The sequence below is a fragment of the Streptomyces anandii JCM 4720 genome, assembly GCF_014650655.1.
GTDB classification, from domain to species: domain Bacteria; phylum Actinomycetota; class Actinomycetes; order Streptomycetales; family Streptomycetaceae; genus Streptomyces; species Streptomyces anandii.
In genome coordinates, this window is record NZ_BMVJ01000065.1 from 502 (window position 1) to 2322 (window position 1821).

The window sequence follows — 1821 nt, forward strand, 5'->3', positions numbered from 1 at the left end:
GCCCGCAGCCGCCTGCGTATGACCGATGTTCGACTTGATCGAGCCGAGCCACAGCGGCTCGTCCCCGCCGGTCCGCTCCTTGCCGTAGGTGGCCAGCAGCGCCTGCGCCTCGATCGGGTCACCCAGCGTCGTACCCGTACCGTGTGCCTCGACCACATCGATCTGGCTGCTGTCCAGGCCCGCGCCCGCGAGCGCCTGCCGGATGACCCGCTGCTGGGAGGGTCCGTTGGGGGCGGTGAGCCCGTTGCTGGCGCCGTCCTGGTTGATGGCGCTGCCGCGTACGACGGCGAGGACCGGGTGGCCGTTGCGACGGGCGTCGGACAGCCGCTCCACGAGCAGCATGCCGGCACCCTCGGACCAGCTTGTGCCGTCGGCGGCCGCCGCGAAGGACTTGATACGGCCGTCCGCCGCGAGACCGCGCTGGCGGCTGAACTCGGTGAAGGTGCCCGGTGTCGACATCACCGTGACACCGCCCGCGAGCGCCATCGAGCACTCGCCGCTGCGCAGCGCCTGGATCGCCCAGTGCAGGGCGACCAGCGACGAGGAGCACGCCGTGTCGACGGTGACCGCCGGGCCCTCGAGGCCGAAGGCGTAGGCGACGCGGCCGGACGCGATGCTGCCGGAGTTGCCGGTGCCGAGGTAGCCCTCGACGCCGTCCGGAACGGCGGTGATCCGCGTGGCGTAGTCGTGGTACATGATGCCCGCGAAGACGCCGGTGCGGCTGCCGCGCGCGGACGCCGGGTCGATACCGGCCCGCTCGAACGCCTCCCACGTGGTCTCCAGCAGCAGCCGCTGCTGCGGGTCCATCGCCACCGCCTCGCGCGGGCTGATCCCGAAGAAGGCCGGGTCGAACTCGCCCGCGTCGTGCAGGAATCCACCCTCACGGGTGTAGCTGGTGCCCTCGCCGTCCGGGTCGGGGTCGTAGAGCGCCGCCAGGTCCCAGCCGCGTCCCCGTGGGAACTCGGTGATGGCGTCGTTTCCGCCCAGCACCAGTTCCCACAGGTCCTCGGGGGTCTGCACCCCGCCCGGGTAACGGCAGCTCATGCCGATGATCGCGATCGGGTCGTCGTCGGCGGAAGGCCCGCCCGCGATGCCGCCGGAGGCCGCCCGAGCGATCGCCTCGGCCTCGCCGCCGTCGGCGTCCAGGAACTCGGCGCGCAGGTACTGGGCGAGGGCCAGGGGCGTCGGGTAGTCGAAGACGAGGGTGGCGGGCAGCCGGGTGCCGGTGGCCGTGCCGAGCCGGTTGCGCAGCTCGACGGAGGTCAGGGAGTCGAAGCCGAGTTCCTTGAAGGCCCGGCCCGCCTCGATCGCCTCCGCCGAGGCGTGACCGAGTACCGCCGCCACCTGCGTGCGCACCAGCTCCAGGAGCGCCGCCTCCTGCTCGCCGGACGGACGGCCGAGCAGGCGTCGTACGACTTCACCGGCGGCCGGCGCCGAACCCGCTGCCGCCGTGGCCGCTCGGCGCACCGGCACCCGGACCAGGCTGCGGAGGAGGGGCGGGAGCATGCCGGTGCTGCTCGCCTGGGCGCGCAGGCCCGGCAGGTCCAGCCGCATCGGCACCAGCAGGGCCTCCGTCGAACCCTCGGCCGCGTCGAAGAGGGCCAGGCCCTCATCGGCGGTGAGTGCGGTGACACCACCGCGCTGCACACGCTCGCGGTCGCCCTGCCCCAGGCCGGCACCCATGCCACCGGCGGTGTCCCACAGACCCCAGGCCAGCGACAGCGCCGGCAGACCCAGACCGTGCCGGTGCTCGGCGAGCGCGTCCAGGAAGGTGTTCGCCGCCGCGTAGTTGCCCTGGCCCGCGGCACCGAAGACACCGGC

General features: G+C 73.7%; 1 protein-coding gene. It reads right to left on the reverse strand.

The genetic code is table 11. The annotated features are described in order from the left end of the window. Positions 1-1821 (reverse strand): beta-ketoacyl synthase N-terminal-like domain-containing protein (locus IE249_RS35270; protein WP_189711567.1); only part of this gene is annotated, 1821 nt, incomplete at both ends.